Annotated in this window: 7 protein-coding genes and 1 pseudogene; 4 read left to right on the forward strand and 4 right to left on the reverse strand. The window is 51.4% G+C overall.

The genetic code is table 11. From position 1 onward, the window contains the following. Positions 1–545: efflux RND transporter permease subunit (locus H7A81_RS25335; RefSeq protein WP_182059105.1), on the forward strand; the 545-nt coding region annotated here is incomplete at its 5' end. 45 nt (positions 546–590) lie between these two features. Here H7A81_RS25335 and H7A81_RS25340 read toward each other — a convergent pair. Both H7A81_RS25340 and H7A81_RS25345 read right to left on the reverse strand, forming a co-directional pair. Continuing rightward, on the reverse strand, positions 591–2033 hold the full coding sequence (locus tag H7A81_RS25340; protein ID WP_182059106.1) for a HAMP domain-containing sensor histidine kinase: 1443 nt from the start codon (positions 2031–2033) through the stop codon (positions 591–593). After that, the gene (locus tag H7A81_RS25345) at positions 2030–2749 is read right to left on the reverse strand and encodes a response regulator transcription factor (protein WP_237449323.1); all 720 of its coding nucleotides are present in this window, start codon (positions 2747–2749) and stop codon (positions 2030–2032) included. Before H7A81_RS25345 ends, H7A81_RS25340 begins: the two co-directional genes overlap by 4 nt. Positions 2750–2901: 152 nt before the next feature. Between H7A81_RS25345 and H7A81_RS25350 the strand changes: the two genes are divergently transcribed. From H7A81_RS25350 to H7A81_RS25360, 3 genes are read left to right on the forward strand one after another with little or no spacing between them, the layout of a single operon-like run. Then, on the forward strand, positions 2902–3501 hold the full coding sequence (locus tag H7A81_RS25350) for a cytochrome b/b6 domain-containing protein (RefSeq protein ID WP_255479048.1): 600 nt from the start codon (positions 2902–2904) through the stop codon (positions 3499–3501). A gap of 8 nt (positions 3502–3509) precedes the next feature. Beyond that, positions 3510–4292, forward strand: coding sequence for a molybdopterin-dependent oxidoreductase (locus tag H7A81_RS25355; protein WP_182059109.1), 783 nt, complete (start codon positions 3510–3512; stop codon positions 4290–4292). Between the two features lie 29 nt (positions 4293–4321). Further along, the gene (locus H7A81_RS25360) at positions 4322–4576 is read left to right on the forward strand and encodes a pentapeptide MXKDX repeat protein (protein WP_182059107.1); all 255 of its coding nucleotides are present in this window, start codon (positions 4322–4324) and stop codon (positions 4574–4576) included. A gap of 45 nt (positions 4577–4621) precedes the next feature. Here the strand turns inward: H7A81_RS25360 and H7A81_RS25365 are convergent, their stop codons facing one another. Next, positions 4622–5107: an Rrf2 family transcriptional regulator gene (locus H7A81_RS25365; protein WP_034827354.1), complete on the reverse strand. Its 486-nt coding sequence runs from the start codon at positions 5105–5107 to the stop codon at positions 4622–4624. A gap of 159 nt (positions 5108–5266) precedes the next feature. Then, a pseudogene (locus H7A81_RS25370) lies at positions 5267–5524 on the reverse strand (MFS transporter); the annotation flags it as partial.

A 5524-nucleotide genomic window follows, 5' to 3' on the forward strand; every position in this document is an offset into this window, starting at 1 on the left:
ATCAGCAAGCCACTCAGGGCAACACGGCGTTTATCGTCTTCCCGGTTGCGGTACTGCTGGCGTTCCTGGTGCTGGCGGCATTGTATGAGAGCTGGACGCTGCCGCTGGCGGTGATCCTGATTGTGCCGGTCACCATGCTGTCCGCGCTGGTTGGCGTGTGGCTCACCGGCGGCGATAACAACGTGTTTGTGCAGGTCGGGCTGGTGGTACTGATGGGGCTGGCGTGTAAGAACGCCATTCTGATCGTCGAATTCGCCCGTGAGCTGGAGATGCAGGGCAAAGGAATTGTCGAGTCGGCGCTGGAAGCCTGCCGCCTGCGTCTGCGCCCGATCGTGATGACTTCGATTGCCTTTATTGCCGGTACCGTTCCGCTAATTCTGGGTGAAGGTGCCGGTGCCGAAGTGCGTGGTGTCACCGGGATTACCGTGTTCTCGGGCATGCTGGGCGTGACGCTGTTTGGTCTGTTCCTGACGCCAGTGTTCTATGTGACGTTACGTAAACTGGTGACGCGAAAGCAGCCGGATGCGGAAGTGCAGACGGTGTAAATCTGTTTTAGGGTAAATTGCGGCGGCCAGAGATGGCCGCCTTTTTTATAAGGGGACGAAGAGCTGGAAGCAGGCACCCGGCGCGGGTTTCAGGGCAATGTCGCCGCGATGCAATTGCAGCATGCGACGAACGATGACCAGCCCCAATCCTCCATTATCGCGACGATCCGGATCGATGATTGAGGGACGTTCAAACAGGGTCTGACTGACTTCCGGTGAGATACCTGGGCCGTTGTCTTCCAGCTCCATCATCACGTTCTCCCCTTCCAGCCACAGACGCAGGGTAATGTTTCCACCCGACGGCGTATGACGGATGGCATTATCCACCAGGTTGGTCAGAACACGCTCTATCATCGACATATCCGCGTCGATCATGGGCAAACCCGACGCGATATCAACCGACAAATTCAGGCGGGATTTCTCCAACGCCAGCTCAAATTTCTGTATCACGTCCTGAACCAAATCCGGCAGCGAAAACCGTTCGTACTGTGGCGTGACGACACCATGTTCCAGCCGCGCTAACTCAAACAGCTGCTGCGCGAGCATGCCGACCTTTTCACTTTGCGTCAGGGCAATCTGTAAATATCGGCTGCGCTCCGCTTCGGTCAAGCTGCCAGCTTTCACTGCCAGCGTCTCCAGATAACCCTGAATCGACATCAGCGGCGTGCGCAAGTCATGCGAAATGTTAGCGACAAACTCACGACGCTGCTGGTCTTTCAGCTCAAGCGTTTGTACCTGAGCGTCAATACGCTGCGCCATATCGATAAAGGCGTTTTGCAACTGCGCCACTTCATCCTGTTGCGGGGAATGAGGTAGCGCGGCAAGGCGTTGTAGCGCATCCGCACCCGCTGTCACCTTTTGTGTCAGCTGTCGCACCGGTCTTGTGACCCAATAATAGGCGGCCGCACCCGCCATCAATCCAAGCAGGACGATAACCACCACCGACCAAAGCATGGCGCTGCGCAGCACGGACATTTTAACGCCTTGCTGCAGATGTTGATAATTCTCTCCCTGCAAAATCACATAGAGATAACCCACCGTTCTGTTGCCTTCCAGAATAGGCGCAGCACTGAACACTTTGAGCGCGGAAGGTGAACGAGGATCGTCACCATACACCGGCAGTGGCGCCCCATTCAGCCACTTTTGCAGTGGACGCACGTCGACCCGATCGCGATGGACATGGCCGACTGGCGCATCATTGGCCAGGATCTGTCCTTGCGCATCCAGCAGGTAAACTTCAACGCTCGGGTTGTAGGACATCATCTGGCCGAACAGCTGCTTGAGTGCCGGAGCATCGGTGTTTCCGGCACTCATCAATGCGCTACTTTTGGCAATAGAAGCGGCCAGATTTCGCGATAAATTCTGCATCATGGCATCGCTGTATTGCTGGCGGTTGTTGTCCTGAATCAACAGGATCAGCGCACTACTGATCAGTAGCATCAGGGCAAAGACCAGCGTCAAACGCTGAGTGAGTGACAGACGTTTCATGTAACCTGATCTCCCTCACCCGGCACCACGAATTTGTAGCCCTGTCCCCACACCGTAAGAATCCAACGTGGCTCAGCTGGCGTCGCTTCAATTTTGAGGCGTAATCGGTTGATATGGGTGTTAACCGTGTGCTCATAACCTTCGTGCTGGTAGCCCCACACCAGATTCAGCAAGCTAAGTCGCGAAAAGACCTTTCCTGGATGACGGGCAAAATGGTAGAGCAACTCGAATTCACGAGGCGTCAGCTCAATTAGCGTCTGCGCCAGCCGAACCTCTCGGGCAACCGGATCAATACTCAGGCTGCCAAGACGCAGGTTTCCCGCATCCTGACGTAAATTTTGGCTCATCGCTTCCTGGCGGCGGAAAAGTGCTTTAACGCGCGCCACCAGCTCCAGCATCGAGAAGGGTTTGGTCAAATAGTCATCAGCGCCCAGTTCCAACCCCAGTACGCGATGCACTTCACTGGCGCGAGCGCTGATCATTACAATCGGCGTGTAGTGCGGCATATTGCGTGCACGACGACACAGTTCCAGCCCATCAACACCAGGCAACATAATGTCAAAAATCAAGGCATCCCAACGCTGGCTTTCCAGCAGCTGACTGCCACTATCACCATCCGCAGCATGCGTAATATCAAAGCCCTCGTCACGCAGATGAATGTGCAACAGCTCGGCAATATTGCCATCGTCTTCAACGATTAAGATCTTCTTCGCCATGTTGACCGCCTCAATGAACATCCTTTAAATCTTATACAGAATTGCCCCCCGGAGTTATCACATTTTGTTTAACTCTGCGTGAGGACTCTGTGATCAATATCGGCGCAAAGTCTCTTCATTCCAGACAGCATAGCAATATGCAGAGGTGCAGAATGAAATGTGCTCCCGATAAAAAGGTTCATCCGTTGTGGTTGAGATTGACTCACTGGATCAATGCCGTTGCGATGACATTAATGATTCTCAGTGGCTGGCGGATTTATAACGCGTCTCCTTTATTTCCATTTGATTTTCCCAATAGCTATACCCTGGGAGGATGGCTGGGTGGTGCACTGCAATGGCATTTTGCGGCAATGTGGCTTTTTGCCGGTAATGGCGTGCTCTATCTGACGCTGAATCTCCTAAGCGGACGTTTTCGCCAACGTTTTCTGCCCTTAAGCATGACTCAATTAGTAAAAGATGGCCTATCTGCATTTAAAGGACATCTTAGCCATCACGATTTACGCCAATATAATATGGTGCAAAAATTTGCGTATTTGCTGGTGGTCATTGATGGCATGTTATTAGCCTTTTCAGGGTTAGTCTTGTGGAAGTCGGTGCAATTTCCGTTTTTGCGAGAAGTATTGGGCGGCTATGACACGGCTCGCTTCATTCACTTTTTTGCCATGGCCTTTTTATGTGCCTTTGTTGTTATCCATCTGATCATGGTGGCACTGGTACCTAAAACATTATCATTGATGACACGCGGACGCTAAAAATGACGATGAAAAAGATTGAACGTCCCAGCAGTGAAACTGACGCCCTATTAAAAGACGCCACCACGATTCTGGCGAAAAAAATGTCTGGCCATTCACGACGTCAATTTCTGCGCATGGGCTTGAGTGCGGGCGGTGTGGCGTTACTCACCGGATGCGACATCGACAATAATCCTGACATCGAAAACATTTTAAGCCGTATGTCACGTTTTAATGACCGTATTCAGGGATGGTTATTCAGCGGTTATCAAATGGCGCCCGAATATACCCTGAAAGATATTACGCGGCCCTTCCCGTTTAATGCCTTTTACGGTGAAGAGGATATTCCGCAGGTCAACGGTGATGATTACCAGTTGCAACTGAACGGACTGATACGTGATAAACGCAGCTGGCGACTGCCTGAGTTATATAAATTATCTCAGCATGAACAAATCACCCGCCATATTTGTGTAGAAGGATGGAGTGCCATTGGCCGCTGGGGCGGCGTTCGATTCAGCGACTTCCTGCAACTGATTGGGGCTGACACCAAAGCGAAATATGTCAGTTTTCGCTGTGCCGATGATTATTACACCAGCATTGATATGGCGACGGCATTGCACCCGCAAACCTTATTAGCACTGAGTTGGGATGGTCGGATATTACCGCCGGAATACGGTTATCCCATGAAATTACGGATTCCGACCAAACTGGGCTACAAAAACCCCAAGCATATTATTTCAATTGAAATCACCAACCGCTTTACCGGTGGCTACTGGGAAGACCAGGGCTATAACTGGTTTGGCGGCAGTTAATCTCCCCAAAACCCTGTAAGGAAATGAAGATGAAAAAGATTATTGCAACTGTATTCGCTGGCGCACTATTGATGGCTTTCTCTGGCGCTTATGCTGCTGACAATATGGCCAAAGATGGTATGCAGAATGAAAGCGGTATGTCGCACGACGGCATGAAAAAAGACCACATGAAAAAACCGATGAAGAAACATGACAGCATGAAGAAAGATGGCATGTCTAAAGATGTCATGGCTAAAGACGGTATGGCGAAGGATGAGATGTCTAAGGACGGGATGTCTAAGTAACAGTGTCGGTTACCGGGCGTATGCCCGGTAACTGTATTACTGATATCAGCGGGATTTTTTACAAAGGTCTTCGATTTCGAGATCGGGCAGTTCATCGCAGCTACTGGTGTCGTGTTTTTTCAGCTCAGCCAGTGCGTCAGCCACCGTACGCGTCTCCAGCACTTTCAACGAGGCTTCTTCCGCCTCTTCAGCAATCGATTTGAAGTACCAGCACAGGTTGGCACTCACCAGACAACGCGGTGCGACATCAGGGCGTGAAGCCCAGAGCTTTTTGTCTTCAATTACAGAGGTATAAATATCGCGCAGCGTGATCTCTGCGGCCGGACGACCGAGGTGAATCGAACCAGTACGGCCAAGCGTAGAGACAATGATGCCATCGCGAGTTAACGGAACCATCAGTTTCCGAATGAAACTGGGGTTCGCTTCAAGACCATACGCCAAAATAGCACTGGTCGAGCGTTTGCCCAGTTGCTCCGCCATCGCTACGCTCAAAACCATCTGCAAAGCTGTCGGGAAGCGATAATCAAGCATTTCTGTATCCTGAGTTGCGGTTTATCTTATTGTTTTTTTGCCGCGGCAGTGAGTAATCAATGAGCAATAAATATAACAAACACTGTTGCTTTTTAGAAGCGAGCTGCTGTGATCAAGGCACGTATTCATCATTTGATCAGGCAGAAGCGCACAGGCTGCTTAGTTTACGGCTCCCTTTTGCGGTTGCGGATTGGGCGCGGGCAATTTCTGCTTTAGCACGCCCACCAGCACCACATTCACTAACGCCAACAGGCACAACAGCCACAATGTGGCATTCGCCCCGAGCTGCTGAAAAACATATCCCCCTACCAGCGGCGTTAATGCCTGACCAATCAGTGCAGGACGCGCCATGCGCCCTACCACAATGGCGTAGGCATCTGGTTTGACCATGACCAGCGGTAAAGTCCCCCGCACTAT

Source organism: Pantoea sp. ME81 (genome assembly GCF_903970985.1).
GTDB classification, from domain to species: Bacteria; Pseudomonadota; Gammaproteobacteria; order Enterobacterales; family Enterobacteriaceae; genus Pantoea; species Pantoea communis.